This window comes from Luteococcus peritonei, assembly GCF_039526385.1.
Classification (GTDB): domain Bacteria; phylum Actinomycetota; class Actinomycetes; order Propionibacteriales; family Propionibacteriaceae; genus Luteococcus; species Luteococcus peritonei.
In genome coordinates this window covers 116,615-142,391 of the sequence record NZ_BAAAIX010000013.1, presented here as the reverse complement: position 1 = coordinate 142,391, position 25,777 = coordinate 116,615, and the positions used below count along the sequence as shown (strand labels likewise).

General features: G+C 71.0%; 19 protein-coding genes, 1 tRNA gene, 1 other RNA gene and 1 pseudogene. 5 read left to right on the top strand and 17 right to left on the bottom strand.

Annotated features, from left to right (window positions below; translation table 11 throughout):
• Positions 1-3: 3 nt before the first annotated feature.
• From ABD073_RS05755 to ABD073_RS05685, 15 genes and pseudogenes are all read right to left on the bottom strand, one after another.
• On the bottom strand, positions 4-1,029 hold the full coding sequence (locus ABD073_RS05755; RefSeq protein WP_343872975.1) for a Gfo/Idh/MocA family protein: 1,026 nt from the start codon (positions 1,027-1,029) through the stop codon (positions 4-6).
• A 141-nt stretch (positions 1,030-1,170) separates the two neighbouring features.
• A complete protein-coding gene (gene ileS / locus ABD073_RS05750; RefSeq protein ID WP_386751341.1) occupies positions 1,171-4,419 on the bottom strand; it encodes an isoleucine--tRNA ligase in 3,249 nt (1,082 codons plus the stop codon).
• Positions 4,420-4,660: 241 nt separating this feature from the next.
• The gene (locus ABD073_RS05745) at positions 4,661-5,545 is read right to left on the bottom strand and encodes a dienelactone hydrolase family protein (protein ID WP_343872974.1); all 885 of its coding nucleotides are present in this window, start codon (positions 5,543-5,545) and stop codon (positions 4,661-4,663) included.
• Positions 5,542-6,720, bottom strand: coding sequence for a glycoside hydrolase family 3 C-terminal domain-containing protein (locus ABD073_RS05740; protein ID WP_343873146.1), 1,179 nt, complete (start codon positions 6,718-6,720; stop codon positions 5,542-5,544). The genes ABD073_RS05745 and ABD073_RS05740 overlap by 4 nt, the downstream gene beginning before the upstream one ends.
• Positions 6,721-6,849: 129 nt before the next feature.
• Positions 6,850-7,605 (bottom strand): annotated as a pseudogene (locus ABD073_RS05735) (glycoside hydrolase family 3 protein); the annotation flags it as partial.
• Positions 7,606-7,983: 378 nt separating this feature from the next.
• Positions 7,984-9,966, bottom strand: coding sequence for a SpoIID/LytB domain-containing protein (locus ABD073_RS05730; protein WP_343872973.1), 1,983 nt, complete (start codon positions 9,964-9,966; stop codon positions 7,984-7,986).
• A gap of 263 nt (positions 9,967-10,229) precedes the next feature.
• Complete coding sequence (locus ABD073_RS05725) at positions 10,230-11,249, bottom strand: LLM class flavin-dependent oxidoreductase (RefSeq protein WP_343872972.1); 1,020 nt, start codon at positions 11,247-11,249, stop codon at positions 10,230-10,232.
• Positions 11,250-11,348: 99 nt separating this feature from the next.
• Entirely contained in the window at positions 11,349-13,748 is a 2,400-nt protein-coding gene (locus ABD073_RS05720; RefSeq protein WP_343872971.1) for an ABC transporter permease, read from the bottom strand.
• Complete coding sequence (locus ABD073_RS05715) at positions 13,745-14,506, bottom strand: ABC transporter ATP-binding protein (protein ID WP_343872970.1); 762 nt, start codon at positions 14,504-14,506, stop codon at positions 13,745-13,747. The genes ABD073_RS05720 and ABD073_RS05715 overlap by 4 nt, the downstream gene beginning before the upstream one ends.
• Before the next feature lie 3 nt (positions 14,507-14,509).
• Positions 14,510-15,064 (bottom strand): PadR family transcriptional regulator, encoded by a 555-nt coding sequence (locus tag ABD073_RS05710; protein ID WP_343872969.1) that lies wholly within the window; start codon positions 15,062-15,064, stop codon positions 14,510-14,512.
• A gap of 394 nt (positions 15,065-15,458) precedes the next feature.
• Positions 15,459-16,301: an HAD family hydrolase gene (locus ABD073_RS05705; protein ID WP_343872968.1), complete on the bottom strand. Its 843-nt coding sequence runs from the start codon at positions 16,299-16,301 to the stop codon at positions 15,459-15,461.
• Positions 16,302-16,303: 2 nt separating this feature from the next.
• Complete coding sequence (gene recR / locus ABD073_RS05700; protein WP_343872967.1) at positions 16,304-16,927, bottom strand: recombination mediator RecR; 624 nt, start codon at positions 16,925-16,927, stop codon at positions 16,304-16,306.
• 107 nt (positions 16,928-17,034) lie between these two features.
• Positions 17,035-17,352, bottom strand: coding sequence for a YbaB/EbfC family nucleoid-associated protein (locus ABD073_RS05695; RefSeq protein ID WP_343872965.1), 318 nt, complete (start codon positions 17,350-17,352; stop codon positions 17,035-17,037).
• Positions 17,353-17,425: 73 nt separating this feature from the next.
• Entirely contained in the window at positions 17,426-18,601 is a 1,176-nt protein-coding gene (locus ABD073_RS05690) for a glycerate kinase (RefSeq protein WP_343872964.1), read from the bottom strand.
• Between the two features lie 49 nt (positions 18,602-18,650).
• Positions 18,651-21,377 (bottom strand): DNA polymerase III subunit gamma and tau, encoded by a 2,727-nt coding sequence (locus tag ABD073_RS05685; protein WP_386751400.1) that lies wholly within the window; start codon positions 21,375-21,377, stop codon positions 18,651-18,653.
• A gap of 508 nt (positions 21,378-21,885) precedes the next feature.
• Between ABD073_RS05685 and ABD073_RS05680 the strand changes: the two genes are divergently transcribed.
• Positions 21,886-22,461 carry a DUF5655 domain-containing protein gene (locus ABD073_RS05680; RefSeq protein WP_343872962.1) on the top strand — a complete coding sequence of 192 codons (576 nt, stop codon included), beginning with the start codon at positions 21,886-21,888 and terminating at the stop codon, positions 22,459-22,461.
• Between the two features lie 53 nt (positions 22,462-22,514).
• Here ABD073_RS05680 and ffs read toward each other — a convergent pair.
• Positions 22,515-22,611, bottom strand: an RNA gene (ffs, locus tag ABD073_RS05675) — signal recognition particle sRNA small type.
• Between the two features lie 135 nt (positions 22,612-22,746).
• Between ffs and ABD073_RS05670 the strand changes: the two genes are divergently transcribed.
• From ABD073_RS05670 to ABD073_RS05655, 4 genes are all read left to right on the top strand, one after another.
• Positions 22,747-24,168, top strand: coding sequence for an amino acid permease (locus ABD073_RS05670; RefSeq protein ID WP_343872961.1), 1,422 nt, complete (start codon positions 22,747-22,749; stop codon positions 24,166-24,168).
• 57 nt (positions 24,169-24,225) lie between these two features.
• A complete protein-coding gene (locus ABD073_RS05665; RefSeq protein ID WP_343872960.1) occupies positions 24,226-24,588 on the top strand; it encodes a PaaI family thioesterase in 363 nt (120 codons plus the stop codon).
• A 4-nt stretch (positions 24,589-24,592) separates the two neighbouring features.
• The gene (locus ABD073_RS05660; protein ID WP_343872957.1) at positions 24,593-24,958 is read left to right on the top strand and encodes a PaaI family thioesterase; all 366 of its coding nucleotides are present in this window, start codon (positions 24,593-24,595) and stop codon (positions 24,956-24,958) included.
• 51 nt (positions 24,959-25,009) lie between these two features.
• Positions 25,010-25,097 (top strand) — tRNA-Ser (locus ABD073_RS05655).
• 154 nt (positions 25,098-25,251) lie between these two features.
• Here ABD073_RS05655 and ABD073_RS05650 read toward each other — a convergent pair.
• The coding region (locus ABD073_RS05650; RefSeq protein WP_343872956.1) for an integrase core domain-containing protein at positions 25,252-25,777 on the bottom strand (526 nt) is incomplete at its 5' end.

Sequence of the window (25,777 nt, the reverse complement as noted above, 5' to 3'; positions counted from 1 at the left end):
GACCTAGGACAGGTCGTCGTCTCGGTATTCGATGCCCAACTGGCCCAGCGCTTCCTCCAGCAGGCCCTGCACCACAAGGGTGCCATCCAGCGGCATGAGCGCGCTCTCGGTTCGCCCAGCGCGCAAGCAGGAGTTCACCTCGGCGATCTCGTGGCTGTAGCCCCGTCCAACCGGCGGCAGGTGGTGCACCTGCGGCACCGCGCCCTTGCGGTGGACCATCAGGCGCGAGGAGTTGTGGAAGGGGGACTCCACCTCCACCCAGCCCTGCTCGCCCATCACCACCATCCGGCTGGGCCCCGCACCACGCAGCGAGCAGCTCAGCGTGGCCTGTGCCCCCTCCGGGTAGTCGAGCAGCAGGGAGGTCTGGGCGTCGACGCCGTTCTCCAGCAGGGTGCCGCGGGCCACCAGGTCCTTGGGGCTGCCCAGCAGGTCCTGCGCGAAGGCCAGCACGTAGACGCCCAGGTCCATCAGCGCCCCGCCACCCAGGTCCTTGTTGAACAGCCGGTCCTCGGGATCGAAGGTGCGGTGGGCGGTGAAGTCGCCCTGCAGCGAGATCACCCGGCCCAACTGGCCCTCGTCAATGATCTCGTGCAGCTTGCGCACCGTGGGCTGGAAGCGGGTCCACATCGCCTCCATGGCGAAGACCCGCTTGTCGCGGGCGGCGTCGACCACGGCCCGGGCCCCGCCCAGGGTGGCCGCGAAGGCCTTCTCCACCAGCACGGCCTTGCCGTTGGCGATGGCCTCCAGCGCGATCGCCTTGTGCTGCGGGTGCGGCGTGGCGACGTAGACCACGTCCACCTCCGGGTCGGCGCACAGCTCGCGATAGCTCCCGAAGGAGGCGGCCAGGCCGTGGCGCTCGGCGAACTGGGCGGCGCGTTCGGCGCTGCGCGAGCCGACTGCATGGGCAACGGCCCCGTCGACATGGGCGAAGTCGTCGGCGAAACTGGCCGCCATCCGCCCCGGTCCGGCGATCCCCCAGCGAACCGGGCGGTCGAGCTCGACGATCTGCTCCGCAATCGGTGCTCCCATGCACAAAGCCTGCCACTGCAGGCCGGTCGGGAAAAGGCCTACGACAGCGGGTAGGGCAATTCCTCAGCCAGGACGACGACGCCCGCCACCCTGAGGGTGGCGGGCGCCGTGATGGCCTCCTGGCCGGCAGAGCCAGCGTGCTCAGGCGCGGGTGACGCGCACCGCCAGCCCCAGATCCGGCTCGGCGGCCCAGTCCTGGTCGGCCTCGCCCCGCACCATCGAGGTGGCCAGCACCTCGTCGGCGATCAGCTGGGCGTGCTGCTCGACGGCCTCGGCCAGCTCCCCTTCGGCGGCCCACTCCAGGCTGATCCGGTCGCTGACCTCCAGACCGGTGGCCTTGCGGGTCTCCTGCACGAAGCGGATCACCTCGCGCGCCAGGCCGGCCTGCACCAGCTCGGGCGTGAGCTGCAGGTCGAGGGCCACGGTCTCACCCTGCTCGTTGACCACGCTCCAGCCCTCCCGTGGACGCTCGGAGATGATCACCTCCTCGGCGCTCACCTCCACGCCACCGTCGAAGTCGACGCGGGCGGTGCCGTTGGCGGTCAGGTCGGCCGCCAGCTGGGCGGCATCGGCCTCGGCGATGGCCTTGGCCACCAGCGGGGTCTGCTTGCCGAAGCGCTTGCCCAGGGCGCGGAAGTTGCCCTTGGCGGAGTGGTCGACCACGTCGCCGGCGGAGCTGAAGGAGTCGATGGCGGCGATGTTGAGCTCGGCCGCGATCTCGGCCACCAGGCTCTCGTCGAGCTGCGCGTGGGCGTAGCTGGGCACCAGCATCCGGGCCAGCGGCTGGCGGGTCTTCACCCGGGCCTCGGCGCGAGCCGAGCGACCCAGTTCCACCAGACGCTTGGTCAGCTCCATGTGGCGGGCCAGCTCGGTGTCGATGACCGCGGTGTCGGCCACCGGCCAGTAGGCCAGGTGGACCGAGGCCGGAGCCTGCGGATCGCTGGCCACGAACAGGTCCTGCCAGACCCGCTCGGTGACGAAGGGCACCAGCGGCGCCATCAGGCGGGTGAGCACCTCCAGCGTCTCGTGCAGCGTGGTGAGCGCCGAGGCATCGCCGTCCCAGAAGCGACGGCGGCTGCGACGCACGTACCAGTTGCTCAGCTCGTCGATGAAGTCGGCGATCCGGCTGCCCGCGTGCTGGGTGTCGAAGCGCTCCAGCGCCTCGGTCACGTCGAGCACCAGCTGGTTGGTGGCCGAGCGCAGCCAGCGGTCCAGCACGTGCAGCTCGGCCGGGGCCGAGGCCTGGCCGGGCACGAAGCCATTGGCATTGGCGTAGAGGGCGTGGAAGGCGACGGTGTTCCAGTAGGTCAGCAGCACCTTGCGGACGGTCTCGGTGATGGTGGTGTCACCCACGCGTCGGGCAGCCCACGGCGAGCCGGAGGCGGCCATGAACCAGCGCACCGCGTCGGCACCGTGCTTGTCCATCAGCGGGATGGGCAACAGGATGTTGCCCAGGTGCTTGCTCATCTTGCGGCCGTCCTCGGCCAGGATGTGGCCCAGGCAGAGCACGTTCTTGTAGCTGGACTGGTCGAAGACCAGGGTGTTCACGGCCATCAGCGTGTAGAACCAGCCGCGGGTCTGGTCGGTGGCCTCGCAGATGAAGTCGGCCGGGTAGTTGGCCTCGAACTTCTCCTTGCTGCCCTCGACCCACGGGTAGCCCCACTGCGCGAAGGGCATGGAGCCGGAGTCGAACCAGGCGTCGATCACCTCGGGGACGCGACGGTAGGTGCCGGACTCGCCGGGCAGGGTGAAGACCACGTCGTCGACGAAGGGCCGGTGCGGGTCCATGGTGGCCACGGCCGGGTCGCCGGCCAGCTCCGCCAGTTCGGCGCGGGAGCCGACGCAGACCAGCTTGGTGGGGTCCTCGTCGTTGCGCCAGACCGGCAGCGGGGTGCCCCAGTAGCGGCTGCGGCTCAGCGCCCAGTCGATGTTGTTGCTCAGCCAGTCGCCGAAGCGGCCGTGCTTGATGGACTCGGGGAACCAGTTGGTCTTCTCGTTCTCCGCCAGCAGCTGCTCCTTGCGCTGGGTGGTGCGGATGTACCAGCTGGGCATGGCGTAGTACATCAGCGGGGTGTGGCAGCGCCAGCAGTGCGGGTAGGGGTGCTCGTGGTCCAGGGTGCGCAGCAGCAGGCCGCTGGCGCGCAGCTGCTCGATGATCACCGGGTCGGCGGCCTTGAAGAACAGGCCGGAGACGAAGCCCTGGCCCTCCTTGAAGCAGCCGTCGACGCCGATCGGGTTGACGAACTCGACGCCGTGGCGCTTGTTGGACTCGTAGTCGTCCTGGCCGAAGGCATAGGCCTGGTGGACCAGGCCGGTGCCCTCGCCGATGGCGACGTAGTCCTCGTTGACGACGAAGAAGGCCTTGCCGGGCTGCTCCATCACGTCGAAGGGGCGCTGGTAGGTCCAGCCCTCCATCTGCGCACCGGTGTAGGTCTCGCCGGCCTGCCAGTCCTCACCCAGCGCGGTGGCCAGGTTCTCGACAGCGATCACGACGGGGCGCTCGCCGTCCTTGCGGGCCACGGTGTAGCTGATCTCGGCACCCGCCGCGACGGTGACATTGGCGATCAGGGTCCACGGGGTGGTGGTCCAGATGGCCAGGTCGACCTGGCCGGCCAGCGGGCCGCTGGTGATCGGGAAGCGGGCGAAGACGGTGGTGTCGACGGTGTCCTCGTAGCCCTGCGCCAGCTCGTGGTCCGAGAGCGCTGTCTGGTCGTGCGGGCAGTAGGGCGCCACGCGGAAGTCCTCCACCAGCAGGCCCTTGTCGAAGATGGTCTTGAGCGCCCACCACTCGGAGTCGACGTACTCCGGCGCCATGGTCCAGTAGGCCTCGTCCATGTTCACCCAGTAGCCCATCCGGTTGGTGAGCTCGGCGAACTGGCCGACGTGGCGGCTGACGGACTCGCGGCAGCGGTCGTTGAAGGCCTCGACGCCGAAGTCCTCGATCTGGTCCTTGGAGTCGATGCCGAGCTCCTTCTCCACCGCGAGCTCGACGGGCAGACCGTGGCAGTCCCAGCCGGCCTTGCGGTCGACGTGGAAGCCCTGCATGGACTTGAAGCGGGGGAAGACGTCCTTGAAGACGCGGGCCTCGATGTGGTGGGTGCCGGGCTGGCCGTTGGCGGTGGGCGGGCCCTCGTAGAAGGTCCACGGCTCGCCGCCGGCGGTCTTGGCCAGGGTGGCCTCGAAGGTGTCGTTCGCGGCCCAGAAGTCCAGGACCTCGTGCTCCATGGCGGGAAGATCAACCTGCGCAGGAACCGTCCTGTAGGCAAGGGGGAGCGATCCCCCTTGGACCCCCTGCGCTCCGCGCCCGGCCTCTGGCTGCTCCTGCGTCGCAGCACGCCCACTGGGCTCCGCAGTCACGGGCGTGGCAGGTGTTGGCTCTTCGGTGCTCATCGCTGTCCTCTTCGTCGGGTCTCCAGACGAAGGGACGAGGCATCCGGAGACTCTCCGGGCGACCCGCGGTACCACCCTCCTTGGACCGGCGCACCGGTCCCCCTCTTGCTCGCCGCGGCCGGGTCTAGTGAGCCGGTTTCCCGGCCGTTCTTCCGGCAGCTCCGGGGTGATGGCCCCATCAGTGCCTTGCGACGAGCCAAGTCTAGGCGGAGCGCCGCCGCTGCCCCAAACGGTTTGTCCCTCAGGGGCAGGTGGCCCGCCACTGCGCATAGCCCGCGGTGCCCGCCACCGGCACCCCCACCTGCGGTCCCGGGCAGCGCCAGGCGTGGGCGGCCGGCGAGCCCACCAGGTGGTCCACCAGCCAGGCGACGCTGAGCTCGGTCAGTCGGGGATCGGTGGAGTGCGAGGGCAGCGGATGGCTGGCCTGGGCCACCATCGCGTAGGCACGGTCCGGCATGGTCAACGAGGCATAGGCCGGGTCGGCATACCAGGCGGGCACCGCCACGGCGTCCCGCTCACCCGAGACCACCAGGGTGGGAGCCGTGATCCGGGGGAAGCGCGGGCTCGCGTCCCAGGGGAAGACGGCCACCACGGCGTCCAGGCCGGGTAGCTGCTGGGCCGCCTCGAGTGCTCCCCCACCGCCCATCGAGTAGCCCCACAGCGCGGTACGCGAGGGATCCACCAGGGTGCGCACCGGTGAGCCGGTGAGCAGGAAGTCCTGCGCGCTGACCAGCGCGCGGGCACGCGCCGTGGGCGGGTCGATGGGCGTGACCGAGTCCACCAGTTGCACCAGCAGACCGTGGCTGGCGAGCCTCTCGGCCAGCCAGCGAACCGACTGCCGGGTGTCCGAGAAGCCGGCCACCATCGTCACCACCGGAAGTGGCCCGTCCACCCCTTGCGGCACCAGGTAGTCGATGCCGCCGAGCGGGGCCGGGGTCTGAGCGCCGCTCAGCGTCGTGGTCGTCCAGCTGTGGCTCCCCAGCCCCTGGAGGTTGGTCCCCGCATCGGCCTGCGCACTCACAGGTGCCACGACGGCTCGGCTCCCGGAGGCCAGGGCTGGAGCCGTCGGGAGGCCGGCGCCCAGCAGGCCGCAGGCGATGACCGCGGGCAGCCAGCGGCGGCTCATCGCCCCGCCTCGTCGGTCGGTGCCACCACGGCCTGCCGCTGCCGGGCGAGCCCGAAGTAGGAGGCCAGGCCGACTCCGCCGGCCATGAAACCGCCGTTGCCGCAGACCATGGTGTCCTTGAAGGACTCCCCCGCGCTCTCGTCGCCGGCCGGCGCCCCGGCGGGTGCGGCGGGCGTCGGGATGCTGGTGTCCGTAGTGGCCGCGACGTGGGCGGTTCCGCGCAACCTGAGGTCTGCGGCACTGTCACCCAGGTGCACGGCGTAGTCACCGGCGCTGCGCACCCAGCGGGTGCGGCTCACGTCCCAGTGCGACAGGTCACGTCGGGTGAGCTGCAGGGTGACGGTGCGGGACTCACCGGGGGCGAGCTGCACCTTGGCGAAGTCCTTGAGCGCCCGCGGAGTGGCGGGGACACCCGCCGGCTGGTCGACGTAGAGCTGCGGCACGGCGGCGCCTGCGCGGGATCCGGTGTTGCGCACCGTGACGCTCACCGGGATCGAGCCGTCACCCTGCTCCGCCCCGACGGCCAGGTTGGTGTAGGCGAAGCTGGTGTAGCCGAGCCCGGAGCCGAAGGCCGCCAGCGGCTGGTGGCCCTGCTGGGCGTACCAGCGGTAGCCGACGGCCAGGCTCTCCTGTCGGGTGGGCAGCTGCGCCGCGCTGGCCGGCCAGGTGACCGGGAGCCGGCCACCGGGCGCGGTACGACCCCAGAGCAGGTCCGCGAGGGTCGAGCCGAAGCTCTGCCCGGGATAGCCCATCCACAGCAGGGCCGCGGCCTGCGAGGCCGGGGTCAGGTCCACCGGGGCGCCGGTGTTCACCACCACGACGGTGCGCGGATTGGCCTTCGTGACGGCCTCCAGCACGAGCCGATCGGTGGGAGACAGCAAGAGGTCCCACTCGTCCTTGCTCTCGGTCATCAGCTTGCTCACCACGACCACGGCCACGTCGGCCTCGCGCGCGGTCTGCGCCGCGGTGGCCGGGAGTGCGCCGGTGTAGGAGCGCATCGAGACGCCGCGCGCCTCGGCCTCCCGGGCGATGCCCTGCAGCGGCGTCACGAGCCGGTCGGCCACCACATGGGCGCTCCCGCCTCCCGAGCCCAGGGCGTTGCGGCCGGCAGCCGAGCCGATCACCGCGATGCTGCGGGTGCCCTGGTCCAGGGGCAGCAGCCCCTTGTTGCGCATCAGCACCGCTCCGTCCGCGGCCACCTGGGCCGACAGGCTGGCGTGCTCGTCGGTGGTCACGCGGGCCGTGGGCGAGCCGGCCTGCTGGCCGTCGAACAGCCCGTTGGCGAACATCCGGGTGGTGATCCGCAGCACCATGTCGTCGAGCCGCGCCGGGCTGACCCTGCCCTCCTGGAGCGCTGTGCGCAGCCGGGCGTCGTAGTAGCAGGAGTCGGGCATCTGCAGATCGAGGCCTGCATTGGCGCTGGCCACGGAGGCGTGCATGCCGAACCAGTCGCTGATGGTGAAGCCGGTGAAGCCCAGCTGACCCTTGAGCACCTGGCTCATGGCGTAGGTGTCGTTGCAGGCGTGGACCCCGTTGACCTTGTTGTAGCTGCACATCACGGAGTCGACGCCGGCCTGCACCACCGGCTCGTAGGGCGCGAAGTAGAGCTCCTGCAGGGTGCGCTCGTCGACGGTGACATCGCTGGCCTCGGTATTGCGGCCGGTCTCGCGGGTGTAGGCGGACAGGTGCTTGGCCGTGGCCATCACCCCGTGCGAACGGATGCCCTCCGTCTCCGCGGTGGCCAGCGCGCCGATCAGGTCCGGGTCCTCGACGAGGTCCTAGAAGAAGCGCCCGGCGCGCGGGTCACGGGCGATGTCCAGGCCGGGACCGAGCGCCAGGTTGGAGCCCTTGCCACGGTTCTCGGCACCGATCACCTCGCCGTAGCGGCGGGCCAGGCCCCGGTCCCAGGTGGCGCCCAGCGTGATCGGGGCCGGCAGCTGCGTGACGCCGGTCTTGTCATTGCCGACGCCGGCGGGGCCGTCGGGCGGGTTGAGGGCGGGGATGCACAAGCGGGGATTGGCCGCCACCTGGCCGGCGTACGTGGGGCCGTAGGGCTGCATCACGCCGGCGGTGCCGTGCACCATGGCGATCTCGTCGTCCAGGCTCATGGCCGCCAGCAGGGCACGGGCCCGCTCCTGGGCCGGTGCGGTGGAGGAGACCCAGGGGCAGGGATCTGACTGGCTGGGGCCCGGCTCGCTGCTGGGGGCTGCGACGGCGCTCCAGGGCGCGGCGGCGACCAGGGTGAAGGACAGCGTGGCCACGGCGAGCGTGGACAGTGGGATTCGCACGATTTCTCCTAGACCTCGAATCTGGCTTCGGTGCGCAAATTCGGTGGCAGAAGGCTATCGTCATGGGGTTCAAACGCCATGAAATGTGGTGAGTTAACTATTCACCAACAAATTCTTCATCCATCAAAGGGAGCTGTCCTGCAGCTGGTTTCATCCCAGAATGGCTGCCGGAGAGGGGCTGGTGCCCACCGGGGCGTTGAAGCCGCTGCCGGGGCGGGTGGTGTACACCCGGGTGCTGCCGTCAGCGAGGCGGGCAACGACGTCGGAGCGGCCGTCGCTGTTCATGTCCCCGGGCGAGCCGATGGTGGCGAAGCCGTTCCAGCCGTTGCCGATCCGGCTGGCAGTGGTGAGGCGGCCGGCCCCGTCGCCCTGCCACGCCAGCAAGTCACCGTTGGCGGCGCGCACCACCAGGTCAGGGTGGGCGTTCCCGGTGATGTTGGCGACGGCGAAGAGTTCGGTGTAGCCCTTGCCGGCCCAGCCGGAGGGGCTGATCACGGTGGGCGTGGCAGACATGGTGCCCTTGCCGGTGGCGGCGAAGCGCACCAGGGCACCGTCGGAGCTGCGGCGGGCCAGCACGGCCGGCGCGCCGTTGGTGAAGCCAGGGGCCAAGGTGAGGTCGGTGTAGCCGGTCAGGCCGGTGGCGACGGTGACCGGCGCCGCCCAGGTGGCGCCGCGCGAGACGTAGAGCCGCAGTTCGCCGGTGCTGGTCAGGGCGAGCACGTCGCCCAGCCGGTCGGCGGTGAACTGACCGCTGAAGACGCTGGTGAACCCACCCCAGCCGGAGCCGATGCGTCGGGGTGCCGCGAGCGTGGAGCGGGAGGTGGCCTCGGCGCTCCACAGGCCACCAGAGGCGTCGCGGGACAGGACTTCTGCGCGCCCGTCGCCCGACCAGTCACGGGTCAGCGCGTCGGGGCCCCCGGCCAGGCTGAAGTAGTCCCCCTTCCAGCCGGCGACCAGGGTCGAGATCTGGCCGGGGGTGAGGGTGACGCTGCCGGCGGTGCCCCGCAGCTGCAGGGTCTTGACGCGCCCACCCCACTGGCCGTGGCCGTCGCGCGCGGTGACGACCAGCCCGGTGACGGTGCCCACCTGCGGGAAGCGGGCCTGCAGCCTGGACACCGGCAGGCTGCCCTTCCAGGTGGTGACAGTAGTGGGCAGCCGCATCTCGTAGGGGTCGGCCGTGAGGGCGGTGTAGCTGACGCCCGCGGGCGCGGTCTGGCCGCCGTTGGAGGCGGAGAATTCGCTGCGCACCACCGCACCACCGACGCTGAGCACCTTGCCGGCGGTAGCAGCGACGCCCTGGCGGGTGCTGGTGCTCTCCTGCGTGATGCCCTTGAAGACCTGGCAGGAAGTGGTGTCGCAGATGTCGTAGAGCGAGTGCTTCGGGTGGCTCAGGTGCCAGGCGCCGTAGCTGCGGGCGGCGACGGCCTGGGCGGCCTGTGCCTGCACCGGCCAGGAGGCGATGTTCTCCCAGGGCACCACCTGGCGGGTGTAGTCCTCGAGACTGGTGGTGAGCACCGGGATGGTGCTGGTGCCGGAGCGGTGGCCGGTGAAGCTGCCCAGATAGGTCACCACCCGGCTGCCGGAGGTGTTGAGGGCCACCAGGCTGCCGTCGGTGGCGGTGATGGTCCAGCGGCCTCGCTCGGTGCTGCGCAGCGGCTTGCGGCCGGCGGCGGTGGTGAACCACAACGTCGAGGTGGTGGCGCTGCCCCCGCTGGAGGGACGCCCCACCTCCCACTGGCTGATCGGTCGGCCCGCATCCGTGGTGGCCAGGGTGACGGTCTGCACGCCGTCAGTGGCCACCAGTCCCGCCTCGGGCACGACACGCACGGTGTTGCCGGTCATGGAGGTGGTGTTGACCCGGATCTTCTTGCCGGTGAGCGTGGCCAGGATCGCGCCCGGGTAGTAGAAGGAGACGATCTGGCTCCAGGAGCGCCCTTCGACGGCCTGCTGGTAGGAGCCCCACTGGCTCATCCCCCGGCCGTGGCCGTAGCCGCGCCCCACCAGCGTGAACGCCCCGTTGACCGGCGGCTGCACCGGCTCGGCGGCCTGGGCCGGGAGCGCGCCGGCGGAGCAGGCGATGGCGGTGGCCAGCAGGACGAGGGCGCTGCGGCCACGGTACGACTGGTGCGACATGGGGAATCCTCTCGACGACCACCCGAAGCTATGACGGGCGTCATAGACTGGCGGCATCGAAGCCTCGAGGCGGGGTCGAGACCCACGCGGGAACGGCACCGATGCTCAGCCGGGCTTCAACCTCACGACAGCCGAGCCTGCTCGCCCACGGTGACCTTCGCGCCACGGGCCGGGGACGGGCGAGCAAACATCCAGGGACAGCACCTCGACCGGGACCGAGGTGTCCCGGGCGAGGTGGTGGTGGGGGGTCGGCGAGTGCTGGCTCAGCCCTCGGCGTGCCAGCCCAGGGCGGGGGCGACGTGCTCGGCGAAGTTGAGCAGGATCCGCAGGTTCGGCTCGACGCCCAGCTGGGTGGGCACCGCCAGCATCAGGGTGTCCGCCTCCTGCACCGCCTCGTCGGCCTTGAGCTGCTCGATCAGGCGGTCGGGCTCGTCGACGTAGCTGCGCCCGAAGGTGGAGGTGAAGCCGTCGATCTGGCCGATCTGGTCGCCCTTGTCACGCAGCTGGAGCCAGAGCGCGTCATGGGAGTCCACCACCGGGAAGATGGACCGGGTCACCGACACCCTGGGCGTGCGACCGTGGCCGGCCTCGGCGAAGGCGGTCCGGTAGCGACGGATCTGCTCGGCCTGCAGCTCGCCCAGCGACTGGCCGGTGGCCTCGGTGAGCAGGGTGGAGCTCATCAGGTTCACGCCCTGGCGACCGGCCCACTCGGCGGTCTCGCGGGTGCCCGCACCCCACCAGATCCGGCTGTCCAGCCCCGGGGAGTGGGGCTCGACGCGCAGCCGGACACCGGGCCCGAACTGCTTCGGGTCGGCTTCCACCATGGTCTCGCCGCGCACCGCGCGCAGGAAGGTGTCGAACTTGTCGCGCGCGAGGTCAGCTCCGCGCGGGTCCGTGGAGCCGGTGTAGCCGAAGGCCTCCCAGCCACGATTGGCGGGCTCGGGGGCGCCACGGCTGATGCCCAGGGCGACGCGCCCGTCGGAGATCAGGTCGAGCGCGGCGGCCTCCTCAGCCAGCTGCAACGGGTTCTCGTAGCGCATGTCGATCACGCCGGTGCCCACCTCGATCTGCTTGGTGGTGGCCGCGATGGCGGTCAGCAGCGGCATGGGCGAGGCGGCCTGCCGCGCGAAGTGGTGCACGCGGAAGTAGGCGCCGTCCACGCCGATCATGTCGGCCCCCTGGGCCAGCTCGATCGCCTCGTGGAGCATCCGACGGGCGTCCGGGTCGTTGGGGCCGGTGCCGTTGCCGTAGTGGCCGAAGCTGAGGAATCCGAAGCTCTTCATGCCCCAAGAACCAAGTTGAAGCCTCAACTATTCCCGACGGGAGCCGACGGGGGTGGGGCGCCAAAGCACCCCACCCCCGCCCGCCGACCGGCCCCGACCTCAGTCGATCCGCACCGCCCGGGGCGCCGGGGGCCTGGCCAGCAGCCAGCCGAGTGCCGAGCAGAGCAGCGGCACCAGGACGAGGAGGGCCAGCAGGTGGAGCCACGGCAGCCCGAGCGGATAGGGCATGGCCGAGGTGACCAGCGCCATCGGCAGGGCTCCGGCGACCACGCCGAGGACCACACCGAGCCCATTGCCCAGGCCCGCCAGCGCGGCACCGACGCCGCGGATGGTGGATCCCTTCGCGCCGACGCCCACCATGGTCCGGTTGTTCTCCCGGGCGTCCTTCACGCCGAGGCCGGTGGTGATGGCCCCCACCGCCAGGCAGAGCAGCAGACCGGCACCGGAGACGTAGCGCAGCAGCCTGGGCACGAAGTCCTCGCCAGGCGCCTCCACCAGGGGAGCGGGCAGCCCGTGCTCGAGCGCGACCGTGCCGATCTGGTCCACCTGCTCCTGGCTGGGTACCGCGCCGAGCTTCATGACGCGCACCGGGAGCAGCGGACCCAGATGGTGACGCTCCACCGTCTGCCGGGTCACCATCGCCCAGCCCGGACCCAGGGCGGGCGCGACCGTGGCATGCAGGGTCACGGCGCGGGAGTTGCCGTCACTGGCCCCGGGGTCGAGGACGAACTCGTCCTCGCTGCCATCCCAGCCCTGCCCCTGCCCGAGGATGACGCCGCCTGCGGTGAGGGTGGCCATGGCGTCAGGTTCGGCCCGGTTCCCCAGGACCTGCTGTGCCTGCTCCGGGGTGACCACCAGCAGACCGGTCCCGACCGAGCAGACAGTTCGGCGGGCGCACTGGTAGTTGGCGCCGACCTCGTGGCCGGTCATGGCGGCATCGATTCCCGAGGAGATGCCCACGGTGGAGCTGATCGCCTCGTCCAAGGCCTTCGCATCGGACGACGGCAGAGCCTTGCCGTTCTCGTCGGTGGTGCGCGTGACCGCCCAGCCGAGGCGCTCGGCCGGAGTGACATCGCCTCCTTGCGCTGCCAGCGCCACCAGGGCCCCGCTGGCCAGGGCCGAGACCGCCGTCATGGCCACGATGACCGAGACCGCCCGGGAGCGCTGCCGCCCGAGCTCACGCACGGCGAGCCGCCAGGGCATCGGGCCGCCATCCATGACACCGAGGCGTCGGGCCAATGCACCGGCGGAGAGCAGGATTCCCAGGAAGACCAGCAGACAGCAGAGGATGCCGCTGATGACGTATTCCTCCTCCGGCAGCTCCCGCTGCCGGGGCAGCACAAGGGCCAGCAGGATTGCGCAGCCGAGGCCCAGCGCGATGAGCAGCAGGCCGACCCTCAGCCGGGACGACCTCCGGGGAACCGAGGCTGAAACCGGCCGAGCCTGGTCCTGCGTCACCTCACCCAGCCGGCGCGCCGGGAGCCAGGCCCCGACGAGGGCCGAGAGAACCCCCACGAGGACCAGTCCCAGCAGCCGCAGCCACGGGATGTGCACGCCGTAGTAGCTCGAGAACTCCGTACCGAGGTGCTGGCTGACCCACCAGGCACCCAGTCCGGTGCCGAGCAGGACGCCCACCAGGGCAGAGGGCACCCCGAGCAGGAGCCCCTGGGCAAGGGCAATGGCTCGCAGCTGGCCCGAGGGGGCACCCACGGCGCCCAGCACCGACAGGGAACGACGCTGGCGAGCCAGGCCCACCGTGAAGGCGGCGGCGCAGAGCGCGGCGGTGACCACACCGGCGGCCAGGGCGAAGGAGAAGAGCAGTGCGGTGACGGTGGCCTGGTCGACGCCGGCCCAGTTGCCCGCCATGGGAAGTCCGACCTGGAGCCCCTGGGACTCCCACTGCTCCTGTTGCTGCTGGCTCGGCTCGGGCCCCTGAATCCAGGCCCCGGTCGAAGCCTTCGCGGCCAGTGGGTGCCCGTGGGCGACGTAGACGCCGTCCAGGGCCTCCATGCGGAGCGTCACGACTCCCAGCACCGGCCAGCTCCGACCGTCGATGGTCACGGTCTGGGCCAGGCCCACCGTGCCGGGACGCGCCAGGCTGCTGTCCAGCCAGACTCCGTTCGGCTCCTGGCGGCGTTCCTCCAGGCTGAAACGCCCCTCGAAGACGGGATCATGCAGGTCGATGTCCTGGACCTCGATGGAGCGCTTCGTCGCATGGTCCACCAGCTCGGCCGTGCGCTGGCCGAAGGGCACGGCGCGTTGGCCCTGCTCCAGGGAAAGGGCGGGAAGCCTGCCCCCGGACGGTGCCTGCACCACCGCGCTGGCCCGCCCGAAGGTGGCCTGCTGCGTCTCCTGCTCTGTGCTGGTGGAGCTGGCGAAGGTGACTGCCATCGCCCCGAAGAGCACCATGGGCAGCGCCACCAGCAGGCAGATCAACAGTGACCGCATGGGGTTTCGGCTGATCTCGCGTCGGGCCAGCCGCATCACGGCCGGGTTCATCGCTCCCCCTCGGTCCAGGTCTGGCCCTGCCCCTCGAGCAGGGCACCGACCCGCGCGGCGGCCTCGGTGACATCCGTCGCCGCCGCGGCGCTGTCCAGCAGGCGCCCGTCGCGCAGGAAGACGACGCGATCAGCCCAACCGGCATGACGGGCGTCGTGGGTCACCAGCACCACGGCAGCACCCTCGTCGGCAAGATCGCGCAGCAGGGAGAGCACCTCGTCACCGGTGGTGGAGTCCAGCGAGCCGGTGGGCTCGTCGGCCAGCAGCAGCCGTCGCTCCCCCACGATGCCGCGGGCGACCGCCACCCGCTGACGCTGGCCTCCCGAGAGCTGCTCCACGGGCCGGTCACCCAGAGCGTCGAGCCCGACACGGCACAGGGCCTTCTCTGCCTGGGCCCGCGCCTGCTGCGGCCGCGCGCCGTCCAGCTCCAGCGGGAGCATGACGTTCTCGCGAGCGGACAGGATGGGCACCAGGTTGAAGTCCTGGAAGACGTAGCCGACGCCGCGTCGCCGTAGTTCGGCGAGCTGGTCACGGCCCAGACCGGCCAGGGAACGACCGTCGATCAGCACCTCGCCGGAGGAGGCCTCGTCAAGCCCACCCGCCACGGCGAGCAGGGTGGACTTGCCCGAACCCGACGGGCCCATCACGGCCACGAACTCCCCGGCCTCCACGCTCAGGTCCAACCCGTCGAGCGCGAGCACCTGGTTCGCGCCGGATTCGTAGTGGCGGCTCACGCCGCGCATCTCGAGGATCGCCATGGGTCAGCTCCTGTCGGTGGTCGGGGAAGTGGACTGGGTGCGCCGCCGCGCAGCGCGCAGGGCCGCGGCCTCGCAATGGTCGAGCCAGCGGACCTCGGCGTCCGCGGTGTGGATCAGCGACTCGATCACCAGCTGCCAGGCGAGGTCGTCGGGGTCGGCCTGGCGACGGGCCCGGGTGAAGGCCTGCAGGTTCTCCAGCGAGGCCCGCCGCTGGGTCTGGATCAGGGCGGCCACGTCGACGTCGTCGAGGGTGACGGCGAGTGCGATCTTGATGGCCAGCTCATTGCGGGGCGGGTTGTTCATGGCCACGGGATTGGCGAACCATTCGTCCACCTCGGCGCGGCCGGCAGGGGTGATGCTGTGCACAACCCGCCCCTCGTCGTCGGCCTCGCCACGTTGGACGAGCCCGTCGCGCTCGAGGCGTTCGAGCGTGGTGTAGACCTGCCCGATGTTCAGCGGCCAAGAGCCACCGGTGCGACGGTCGAACTCACTCTTGAGCTCGTAACCGTGCCGGGGCCGCTCGCCCAACAGGGCGAGCAGGGACTGGCGTACGGACATGAAACCTCCTGTGCATACTCGGTATGCGGTGCGGATGCTCCATAGTCACATACTCGGTATGCATGCACAAGCCTGCATGAGGATTCGGTCCATCACTGTTTGTTGCAAATGATTCTCATCTTTGATTGAATGGGGGCAAGCCACCCTTCTGGTCACCGGTGAGCGCTTGAGGGAGCGAGCACCGGACCGCCCCGGCGTCCATCACCCTGGACGCCGGGGCCTTCTCCATTCCGGGTGCTCGTGCTCCCCGCCACCTCGACAGGATGGCCGGTCACCGTCCAGAGCATCAATGTCACAGATTGGTGGGCGACTACCCCCACCAAACCGTCACACTGTGCGGTCAGCGGGCCCAGAGGCCGGACTGTGCGGTCAGCGGGCCCAAGGCCCGGACCGCTCAGATCCGGCCGGAGCGCATCAGGTCCATCAGGGTGCGAGCGACGCCGTCGTCGTCGTGATCGCCGGCCACACCGGTGGCCGCCGCCTTCACCTCGTCGTCGGCGTGGTCCATCGCGTACGAGGTGCCGGCCCAGCGCAGCATGGCGATGTCGTTGTGGGCATCGCCGAAGGCCGCCACCTGGTCGGCCTGGATGCCGAGCCCCTCGCAGAGCAGGGCGAGCCCGGTAGCCTTGGTGACACCGGCCGCGGAGACCTCGACGAAATCAGCGCCGCTGACCGTCGGCTCGACGCCCTCCAGCCCCAGCGCCTGAACCCTGGCCAGCAGCTCGGCCGGCGCCAGCTGCGGATGGCGCAGCACCAGCTTCAAGTTGGGTTCGGCCAGCACCTCGGACAGCGCAGCAGCACCCATCGAGGCCGGATCACGGTGGTGGTCGGTGAAACTGGCCATCGCGGCATAGCCCTCCTGCGCCACGAAGGCGTCGCCACGATCCCGCACCGCGACGAAGCGCACCTCCGGCAGGTCCACCGCCAGGGCCTCGGCCAGCGTCGTCGCCACGTCGACGGCAAGCAGTCGCTCGAAGAGCACCTCGCCGCTGACCAGGTTGATGCCCAGCGCACCGTTGGAGCACAGCGCCCAGCCGTGCTCGGCGGTCTCGTCCATCCCGCACTGCTCCGCAATCGGGCGCAGACTGACGGGCTGGCGGGCGGTCACCGGTACCACCAGCACGTCGCGGGCGCGGCAGGCGTCGAGGACGCTGCGGGTCCACGCATTGACGGTGCGGTCGCTGCGCAGCAGGGTGCCGTCCAGGTCGGTGGCGACCAGCCGGAGCGGCCCGGTCATGGTCAGACCCGCGGGGTGGGGCGCGAGGAGCCCTCGACGTAGCGGCGGCCCTCGAAGGCGCGGCCCAAGGTCACCTCGTCGGCATATTCCAGGTCTCCGCCGACGGGCAGGCCGGAGGCCAGGCGGCTGATCTGCAGGCCCATGTCCTTGAGCAGGCGCGAGAGGTAGGTGGCGGTCGCCTCGCCCTCGGTGTTGGGGTCGGTGGCCAGGATGATCTCGGTCACGGTGCCATCCGCGAGCCGGCTGAGCAACTCGCGGATGTGCAGGTCGGAGGGGCCCTTGCCGTCGATCGGGCTGATGGCGCCGCCGAGCACGTGGTAGAGCCCGCGGAACTCACGGGTGCGCTCGATGGCCACCACGTCCTTGCTCTCCTCCACCACGCAGATGACGCTCTGGTCGCGGCGCGGGTCGCGGCAGATCCGGCAGGTCTCCTCCTGGGAGACGTTGAAGCAGACCTGGCAGAAGCGCGCCTTGGCCTTCACCTCGCTGACCACCTGGGCGAAGCGCTGGATCTCCTCGGCGGGCTGGTCCAGCATCCAGAAGGCGATGCGCTGGGCGCTCTTGGGGCCGACGCCGGGCAGGCGGCCCAGCTCGTCGATCAGGTCCTGTACCGGGCCCTCGTACATCGTGTCCTTCCGTGCCGCGACGGCGGCAGTTGCGTCGGTGCGTCCCGGCGTGGCCGGGCAGGTCGGCCCGCCGGACCCTCACTGGGAGGGTCCGGGGCCGATGCGGCTCAGAAGCCGAGGCCACCCATCTCGGGCATGGCGGGCATGACCTCGGCGGCCTTGGTCTTGAGCTGGGCGTTGGCGTCGCGGACGGCGGCCAGCACCAGGTCAGCCAGGCTCTCCGGATCCTCGGGGTCCATCGCCTCGGGCTTGATGGTGAGCGCGGTCAGCTCGCCGTCGCCGGTGATGGTGGCCTCGACAAGGTCACCGCCGGCGGTGCCGGTGAAGCTGGAGGCCACCAGCTGGGCCTGTGCCTGCTGCAGCTGGGCCTGCATGGCCTGGGCCTGCGCCAGCAGTGCGTTCATGTCCATACCCTCGGGAAACATGGTGGTCCTCTCGTCGCCGGACGGGGCCGGTGGTGGATGACTGCGCGCGGTGTCCCGCGGTGCAGGGGCAAGCCTACGCGGTGCCGGTGACAGGCTCCTGCCCTGACGCGCTCTGCAGCGGCAGCGAGAGCAGCGCCCCGACCTGCCTTGCGGTGCGCTCGACGTTCTGCGCGGCCGCGGCCAGCACGGCGGGCAGCTCATCGAGCCGGTCGAGCACGGGCAGGATGGCGACGAAGCCCTCGCCGAGCAGTTCCTCGGCACCGTCGCCGAGGCTACCGGCGATGCCGACCACCGGCACTCCCGCACGATGGGCTGCGAGCGCGACGCCCATCGGGGTCTTGCCGAAGCGGGTCTGGCCGTCCATGCGGCCTTCGCCGGTGACCACCAGGGCAGCCCCATCCAGCTTCTCGGCCAGGCGCGACTGGTCCACGACGATGTCGATGCCGGGCCGAAGCCGGGCGTGCGGGGCCAGCGCCAAGAGCCCGGCGCCCAGCCCGCCGGCCGCCCCGGCGCCCGGGACGTCTGCCACCTCACGGCCCAGGTCGGCGGCCACCACCTGGGCGAAGCGGGCCAGGGCTGCGTCGAGCTCGGCGACGCAGGCGGGATCGGCACCCTTCTGCGGACCGTAGATGGCGCTGGCGCCCTCGGGCCCGCACAGCGGGTTGGTCACGTCGCAGGCCACCTCGATGGTGGTGCTGGCCAGACGAGGGTCCAGGCCGGAGAGGTCGAAGCGGTCCAGCCGGGCGAGCGCCGCACCGCCGGCAGGCAGTTCCTGGCCGTCGGCGTCGAGCAGCCGCGCGCCGAGGGCCTGGGCCAGGCCGGCCCCGGCGTCATTGGTGGCGCTGCCGCCGATGCCGAGCACGACGTGGTCGATGCCGGCCTGCCAGGCGGCGAGCAGCAGTTCGCCGGTGCCGCGCGTGGTGGTGGAGCGGGGGTCACGACGATCGGGGGGCACCAGCCCCAGACCGCTGGCCTCGGCCATCTCGATGACGGCGGTGGTGCCGTCGCCCAGCACGCCCCAAGTGGCCTCGACGGGCTCACCGAGCGGGCCGGTGACGGGGGTGGTGCGCAGGCTGCCGCCGGTGGCGTCCACCAGCGACTGCACCGTGCCCTCTCCCCCGTCCGCCATCGGGACGTGGACGAAGTCGGCCCAGGGCAGGTGGGTCTTCAGTCCGCGTTCCAGGGCCTCGCAGACCTGCTGGGCGGTGAGACTCTCCTTGAACGAGTCGGGTGCCAGGACGATGCGCATGCCTCATCCTGCCGCGCGGCGTGCCACGAGCGCAGGCCGGGGCAGGACATCAGAGGCCCGGCTGCTCCTCGGCGATGACATGGGCGCCCAGGGTGCGGGTGATCAGCTCGGCGGCCGACTCCCCTGACTCGTCCAGGTCCTCGTCGTCGTCGCTGACCAGCTGCGACTCGTCCACCTCGGGCTCGTCCGGTGCCGGCCCGGAGGCGGTGGGTCGGATGTTCTGGCGGGCCTGCTGGGTCCAGCGTGAGGTGTCGGGCGCCTCGTCGGGAGGCGGTGCGCTGACCGGGGTGCTGGGCCCGGGGTCGCCGTCGGGCCGCGGTGGGACGGGTGCCTGCTGGGGAGCGTCCTGGCTCGGTGCCTGCTGCGCTGCACCGTCGAAGGGCGCTGCAGGGGCTGGCTGCTGGGGCTGTGCGGAGCCGCCCGGGCCGCCGACGTTTCCGCCCGGTCCGCCGGAGCCGCCCACGGGCGCGCCGCCAGAGGGGCGGCCACCGCCGCCTTCCAGGATGGCGTTGATCCGCAGGTCTGCGCCCAGCACCTCCACCATGGCGTCGCGCAGGATGTCCTGGCTGCCGCCGGAGGTGAAGGAGTCGCGGGCCCCCTGGTTGGCGAAGCCGAGCACCAGCTGGTTGCCGTCGACGTCGACCACCTGGGCGTTCTGGCTGAGCAGGATCCAGGCGAAGCGACGGCGGCTCTTCACCACCTCGAGCACCTGGGGCCACAGCCGGCGCACGTCCACCGCGCTGATCGAGGCGCCACCGCGCGGCGGCTGCGGGGTGGACTGCTGTGGGGCGGGCTGGGGCGCGTTCTGCTGGCCCGGCGGGGGCCCGGCGGGGCGCTGTCCACCGGCGGGACGCTGACCCTGCGGCTGCGCCGGACGCTGGCCCTGCGCGGGACGCTGGCCCTGCGGTTGGGCAGGCCTCTGCCCGGGAGCGCCGGCGGGTTGCCCCTGCTGGGCCGGGCCACCTTGGGCGGGCCCTGCCTGGGCGGGGGCACCCTGCCCGGCGGGAGCCTGTGAGGCCGGCTGCTCCGGCGCCTGGGCGGGTCGCTGCTGGCCCGCAGCCTGCCCCTCAGGTCCGCCGAACTGGCCCTCCTGCTGACCTGCGTCCTGCCGGGCTGTGTTCGGCTGCGCCGCGCCTTGCGGGGGCGCGACCTGGTCCGGCACCTGCTGCGCCGGCTGTTGCGCAGCGACATCGGCCTGCGGGGCGGGCCGTGCGGCGGCGCGGGCGGCCTGCGGCCCGGCGGGCTCGGTGGGAACGCCCAGCTCGTCGGGGCTCCACTGCCCCGCCGTGGGATCGGCGGGGACGGGCGCGCCGGGCATGCCGATGCGTCGTTCCAACCGGTCGAGACGGGCGTGCACGCCGCGCTCGTCGACGTCGGCGCCGGGCAGCAGCACCCGCGCGCACATCAGCTCCAGGTGTAGGCGCGGAGCGGTGGTGCCGCGCATGTCGGTCAGGCCGGTGGCGATCACCTCGGCCGCGCGGGTCAGCTCACCGGGGCCCATGCCGTTGGCCTGGGTCTCGAGGCGTTCGGCCTGGTCCGCGGCCACGTCGATCAGGCCCGAGGAGACGGCATCGGGCACGGCGGCCACGATCACCAGGTCACGCAGGCGTCGCAGCAGGTCCTCGGCGAAGCGACGCGGGTCCTGGCCCACCTCGATCACCTTGTCGATGGTGGCGAAGACCCCGGCGGAGTCACCGGCGGCGAAGGCGTCCATGATCTCGTCGAGCAGCGCGTCGGGGGTGTAGCCGAGCAGTGCCGAGGCCTGCTCGTAGCTGACGCCCTGCTCGGCGGCGCCACCCAGCAGCTGGTCCAGCACGGACAGCGAGTCACGCACCGAGCCGGCGCCGGCGCGCACCACCAGCGGCAGCACGGTGGTGTCGACGTTGACGCCCTCGGCCTGGCACAGCGTGCCCAGGTAGTTCTGCAGCACCTTCGGCGGCACCAGGCGGAAGGGGTAGTGGTGGGTGCGCGACCGGATGGTGCCGATCACCTTCTCCGGCTCCGTGGTGGCGAAGATGAACTTCACGTGCGGCGGCGGCTCCTCCACCAGCTTCAGCATGGCGTTGAAGCCCTGGGCCGTCACCATGTGGGCCTCATCGATGATGTAGATCTTGTAGCGGCTGTGCACCGGGGCGAAGAAGGCCCGCTCGCGCAGGTCACGCGCATCCTCCACGCCACCGTGCGAGGCCGCGTCGATCTCGATCACGTCGATGGAGCCGTTGCCGCCGCGGGCCAGGTCACGACAGCTCTGGCACTCGCCGCAGGGGGTGGGCGTGGGGCCCTGCTCGCAGTTCAGGCAGCGCGCCAGGATCCGGGCGCTGGTGGTCTTGCCGCAGCCGCGCGGGCCGCTGAACAGGTAGGCGTGGTTCACCTTGTTGTTGGTCAGCGCGCGCTGCAGCGGGTCGGTGACGTGCTCCTGCCCGATCACCTCGGCGAAGGTCTCGGGACGGTAGCGACGGTAGAGCGCCAGCGGGGCGGCCGGGGCGTTGTCGACGCCGCGGGCCTCGCGGCCGGCCGGGGCCTGCAGCTCACCCGTGGGACGGGTCACCGACGGGCCGGTGGCCGGAGCAGGCTCGGCGACGACGGCGGCCGCGGGCATGACGGAAGCCTCGGCCTCAGCGCTCTCCTCCGGGATCTCCTCGGAGACCGGGGCAGCTTCCGGCTCGGGCGTCGGGGCGTTCGTGGCGACAGCCGCAGCGTCCGCGTCGGGCGCACCCTCGATGGGCGCAGCCGCCTGCTCCGCATCGGCCTGTTCGTCGAGTTCGATCCCCGCCATCTCGGCCAGACTCTCGGCATCGACCGCATCGGGGGCGGACTCGTCGTCGGGGGCCACGAAGTCGGCACCGCCGATCAGCAGATCCTCCTCGGGATCGTCGGACAGGCCGTCGTCAGGCTCCTGCGTCACGGCAGGGGCGGCGTCCGGCGGAGCCGCGGCGGGATCACCGGCAGGCTCGTCGGAGCCGAACAGGCCCGGCCCGTCCATCTCGAAGCGCTGCTCGGCGAAGAGGGCGTCACCCTCGTCCATCGGCTCGTCGTAGTCCTCGTCCACGCTGGTCACCCTATGCGAGCTCGCTGACAGTTTTCGAGGTCGCGCGGTGCAGCCCTCGACCCGTCCTCGACCTGCCGCGACGGCACAGGCCTGGATCACGGCAGACCGGTGCGCATCACGTCCCGACGCACCGCATCGCCCCTGGTGCTGCAGGGGCGATTAGCTCCGACGGGCCGTGATCCGCGGCACCCGGCGCTTGCTCCCCTGGCCGACGACCATGGGGCAGGATGGCGCCATGGCCTCCCCCGACGAGATGAGCGCGGCCGTCAGCCGCAGCCTGCAGGAACGCACCGGCCACGACATGGACCAGTGGGTGGCCATGGTGTCCGCGGCCGAGCTCGATCCACTCGACCAGCCGGCCGTGCGTCGCTGGCTCAAGGAGCAGGGCGTCAAGCAGAACTCGCAGTGGGCGATCGCCTTCGAGGCGGCCGGCCGGGCCGGCTGGACCATGCCCAGCGCCGACGCCTTCGCCGACCAGATGTACACGGGCAAGAAGGAGCCGCTGCGCCCCCTGCACGACGCGCTGGTGGCCGCGGCGGCGCAGACCGGCGAGGACGTCCGCGTGGAGGGCCGGGCGAGCTACACCCCTGTGGTCCGCGCCCGCCAGTTCGCCGCGATCGTTCCCGGCCCGCGCGGCACGGTGCGGCTGGGACGGCGCTTCCGCGAGGCTCCCGTCGACGAGAGGATCGAGCCGGCCAAGGGATTCGCCCAGGCCACCCACTGGATGCACTTCGACGCCGGAACCGAGCCGCACACGGCCGTCGAGCAGGCACGAGACCTGCTGCAGCTGGCCTACCAGCAGAATGGCTGATCCGACCACGCAAGGCGGGCACAGGTCGAGGGGGCCTTGACCGGCCCCGGACATGCAAGGGGTCCCCGCGCACCTGGAAGAGCTCACTTACCCTTGCTGTCTTTCGACCCTGGGGGAGTTGGGCGAGGTACCACCGCGCGGGGACCTTGCGGACAAGAATAGCGCCGCCGGGGCCCCAGCACGAAACCCGGGCCCCTCCCACCATGCGATCTCCCCGCCGGGACAGGCCTGCGGGCGTAGCGTTTGCACGTTCCCAGCCGGGGAGCCATTTCCTGAAGGACCTCCATGACTGACCAGTCTCCGGCCGACGAGGGCCACCTGCAGCGCAACCTCCAGAACCGCCACATCCAGTTGATCGCCATCGGTGGCGCGATTGGAACCGGCCTGTTCATGGGCTCCGGCAAGACCGTCCACGCCGCCGGTCCGTCGCTGCTGCTCGTCTACACCATCATCGGCGTGATGCTCTTCTTCGTGATGCGCGCCATGGGTGAGCTGCTGCTGCACGACCTGCGCTACAAGAGCTTCCAGGACTTCAGCGCGGAGATGCTGGGCCCCTGGGCCGGCTTCTTCTCCGGCTGGACCTACTGGATGTGCTGGGTGGTCACCGGCATGGCCGACGTCGTGGCGATCAGCGGCTACTGGGACTACTGGGTGCACGACAAGACGTTGTCGATCGTGCTGGCGGCGCTGGTGATGCTGGGCCTGCTGGCGCTCAACCTGCTGACCGTGAAGCTGTTCGGCGAGCTGGAGTTCTGGTTCGCGATGATCAAGATCGTGGCCATCGTGGTGCTGATCGTCGCCGCGCTGGTGATGATCGTGACCCACTTCAAGGCCCCCAACGGCCAGGTGGCGCAGGTGAGCAACCTGTGGAGCCACGGCGGCTTCTTCCCCACCGGCTTCAAGGGCTTCTTCGCGGCCTTCCAGATCGCGGTCTTCGCCTTCGTCGGCATCGAGCTGGTGGGCACCACCTCGGCCGAGGCGAAGGATCCGGAGAAGACGCTGCCCAAGGCCATCAACTCGATCCCGGTGCGCGTGATCATCTTCTACGTTCTGGCGCTGGCCGCCATCATGTGCGTCACGCCCTGGGACGAGGTGAACCCGGCGGTGAGCCCCTTCGTGAACCTGTTCGGCCTGCTGGGCCTGACCGCGGCCGCCTCGGTGATGAACTTCGTGGTGCTGACCTCGGCCAGCTCCTCGTGCAATTCGGGCATCTACTCCACCTCCCGGATGCTCTACGGTCTGGCCCACCGCGGCATGGCGCACGAACGCTTCGGCCGACTGAGCAACAATGCGGTGCCGGTGGCCGGCCTGGTGGCCTCGGTGACGCTGATCCTGACCGCCATCCTGCTGATGTTGAACGACTCGATCATGGGCGCCTTCACCATCGTCACCACGATCTCGTCGGTGCTGTTCATCTTCGTGTGGACGCTGATCCTGCTCAGCTACATGCGCTACCTCAAGCGCTTCCCCGAGGCGCACGCGCGCAGCATCTTCAAGATGCCCGGCGCGCGGTTCATGCCGCAGGTGGTGCTGGTCTTCTTCGCCTTCGTGCTGGTGCTGCTGACCCAGGAGAGCGACACCCGGCAGGCGCTGCTGGTGACGCCGCTGTGGTTCATCATCCTGGGCGTGGCCTGGTACCGCAGCCGCGGCAACGTCGTGGCTCCGGATGCCGACGACGCGACGCCGGCGGAGCTGCACCAGAACTAGCCGCCCCACCCCTTGGGGTCCGCCATCCATGGCCGCGAGTCTGCGAGACTCGCGGCCATGGGTTTTCTTGAGCACGTAGGGGTCAGCGCCGACGACGGCACAACGCGGGCCAGCACCGATGCCAGCAGCGAGAACGCCTCCGGCGGTGTGCACGGCGGGCTGCTGGCCACCATGCTCGACTCGGCGATGGGCTCGGCCTGCCGCGAGCAGCTGGACGATCCCGAGGCGAGCGTGGTGACCGTGCAGCTCTCGGTGACCTATCTGAACGGCGCTGAGCCCGGCGACGAGCTCGTGGCCGACGCGACGGTGAAGAAGTCCTCCAAGACGCTGTGCCTGGTGGACGGCGAGGTGCGACGTGTGGGCGACGACGAGCTGATCGCGGCGGGCCAGGCCACCTTCGCGGTGGTGCAGAAGGACTGAGCCGGTGGGCTTCTACGAGCACAACGGCGTGCAGGTGGACGAGGGTCCGTCGGTGCGGATGGTGGTGGACGAGCGGGTGGAGAACGCCTCCGGGTCCATGCACGGCGGCATGTTCGCCGCGCTGCTGGACTCCGCGATGGGCCGGGCCATCCGGCTCGAGATCGGCGACGGGCCGACGATCCTGACCATGCAGTTGTCCACCAGCTACCTGCACAAGGCGCACCTGGGCGACGAGGTGGTGGCCACCGGCGAGGTGGTGAGGCTGTCGCGCCGGACGGCCTTCGCCAGCGCCCGGCTGGTCCGATCCTCCGACGGGGAGATGCTGGCCCAGGGGCAGGGCGCCTTCGCCCTGCGGCACGTGGGCGGGTGAGCGCTGGGCCTGATTGGCGCCCCGGGCGGCGATCCCTGTAGGCTCTCCCACGGAGGATTCGCCTAGAGGCCTATGGCGCTCGCTTGGAAAGCGGGTTGGGTTCACGCCCTCACGGGTTCAAATCCCGTATCCTCCGCCACCCCCCACTAGGGGAAACGCCCCCGGCGCTCGTGAGAGAGCCGGGGGCGTTCTGGGTCATAGTCTCAGTTCTGGTCTCAGGTGCCGTCGTTGGGCGTTCGTTGGCCATCCCCAAAGTCATCCGTCCAAGAGTCAACCCACATGAGCCGCCCCCTTCATTCGGTCCGGACGTTCTGTGAGTCGTCGGTTTCCATTTGATGGGTGCACTGCCGAGCGTACTCGGCTGGGGGTAGGTAGCCGAGCGAGGAGTGCCGGCGGTGGTGGTTGTACTCGTCCTTCCAGTCGCCGATGATGACCTGTGCGTGCAGCAGCGAGCAGAAGCTGTTGATGTTGAGGCACTCGTCGCGGATCCGGCTGTTGAACGACTCGACGTACCCGTTGCGCCACGGCGAGCCCGGAGGGATGTAGGACAGGCCGGTGCGGGTGCCGGCCCAGTCGGCCATCGCCTCGCTGATGAACTCCGGCCCGTTGTCCGACCTGAGCACCGCCGGGGCGCCCCGGGCGGCGACGAGGTCCTGGAGGTGGGCGGTGAGCCGGTCGGCGGTAATCGAGCGCTCCACGAGGCCGCCGATGCACTCCCGGGTGTGTTCGTCGACGATCGAGCAGATCTTGATCGGTCGGCCGTGCTCGTCGGCGTCGAACTGGAAGTCCACCGCCCACACCACATTCGGCGCGTCCGCC

Coding starts and splice junctions, on each gene's coding strand:
- ABD073_RS05755 (WP_343872975.1), bottom strand. CDS start 1,029: ATGGGAGCACCGATTGCGGAGCAGATCGTCGAGCTCGACCGCCCGGTT.
- ileS (WP_386751341.1), bottom strand. CDS start 4,419: ATGAGCACCGAAGAGCCAACACCTGCCACGCCCGTGACTGCGGAGCCC.
- ABD073_RS05745 (WP_343872974.1), bottom strand. CDS start 5,545: ATGAGCCGCCGCTGGCTGCCCGCGGTCATCGCCTGCGGCCTGCTGGGC.
- ABD073_RS05740 (WP_343873146.1), bottom strand. CDS start 6,720: ATGCGCAACAAGGGGCTGCTGCCCCTGGACCAGGGCACCCGCAGCATC.
- ABD073_RS05730 (WP_343872973.1), bottom strand. CDS start 9,966: ATGTCGCACCAGTCGTACCGTGGCCGCAGCGCCCTCGTCCTGCTGGCC.
- ABD073_RS05725 (WP_343872972.1), bottom strand. CDS start 11,249: ATGAAGAGCTTCGGATTCCTCAGCTTCGGCCACTACGGCAACGGCACC.
- ABD073_RS05720 (WP_343872971.1), bottom strand. CDS start 13,748: ATGAACCCGGCCGTGATGCGGCTGGCCCGACGCGAGATCAGCCGAAAC.
- ABD073_RS05715 (WP_343872970.1), bottom strand. CDS start 14,506: ATGGCGATCCTCGAGATGCGCGGCGTGAGCCGCCACTACGAATCCGGC.
- ABD073_RS05710 (WP_343872969.1), bottom strand. CDS start 15,064: ATGTCCGTACGCCAGTCCCTGCTCGCCCTGTTGGGCGAGCGGCCCCGG.
- ABD073_RS05705 (WP_343872968.1), bottom strand. CDS start 16,301: ATGACCGGGCCGCTCCGGCTGGTCGCCACCGACCTGGACGGCACCCTG.
- recR (WP_343872967.1), bottom strand. CDS start 16,927: ATGTACGAGGGCCCGGTACAGGACCTGATCGACGAGCTGGGCCGCCTG.
- ABD073_RS05695 (WP_343872965.1), bottom strand. CDS start 17,352: ATGTTTCCCGAGGGTATGGACATGAACGCACTGCTGGCGCAGGCCCAG.
- ABD073_RS05690 (WP_343872964.1), bottom strand. CDS start 18,601: ATGCGCATCGTCCTGGCACCCGACTCGTTCAAGGAGAGTCTCACCGCC.
- ABD073_RS05685 (WP_386751400.1), bottom strand. CDS start 21,377: ATGGCGGGGATCGAACTCGACGAACAGGCCGATGCGGAGCAGGCGGCT.
- ABD073_RS05680 (WP_343872962.1), top strand. CDS start 21,886: ATGGCCTCCCCCGACGAGATGAGCGCGGCCGTCAGCCGCAGCCTGCAG.
- ABD073_RS05670 (WP_343872961.1), top strand. CDS start 22,747: ATGACTGACCAGTCTCCGGCCGACGAGGGCCACCTGCAGCGCAACCTC.
- ABD073_RS05665 (WP_343872960.1), top strand. CDS start 24,226: ATGGGTTTTCTTGAGCACGTAGGGGTCAGCGCCGACGACGGCACAACG.